Annotated in this window: 1 protein-coding gene; it reads right to left on the bottom strand. The window is 54.8% G+C overall.

The annotated features are described in order from the left end of the window. Positions 1 to 303, bottom strand: a 303-nt coding sequence (locus tag GTK07_RS14915) for a hypothetical protein (protein ID WP_203583813.1), incomplete at both ends; no start/stop codon positions are given.

Raw genomic sequence — 303 nt, 5'->3', positions numbered from 1 at the left:
GTCCGCGAAGCCTGCCGGTATTCCGGTCAGGGTGGACCAATCCGGTGCAATCGTTGCATTGTCCACGGCAAAAGTTGTACCTGTCAATGTTAGCCCAGTTCCAGCGGAATAGGTGGTATCATCGTCAATATCGTCCGCGAAGCCTGCCGGTATTCCGGTCAGGGTGGACCAATCGGGTGCAATCGTTGCATTGTCCACGGCAAAAGTTGTACCTGTCAATGTTAGCCCAGTTCCAGCGGAATAGGTGGTATCATCGTCAATATCGTCCGCGAAGCCTGCCGGTATTCCGGTCAGGGTGGACCA

The sequence above is a fragment of the Flagellimonas sediminis genome (genome assembly GCF_010500845.1).
Lineage (GTDB): Bacteria > Bacteroidota > Bacteroidia > Flavobacteriales > Flavobacteriaceae > Flagellimonas > Flagellimonas sediminis.
Note: the sequence above shows the minus strand (reverse complement) of the source record. Positions and strands in the feature narration are given on the sequence as shown.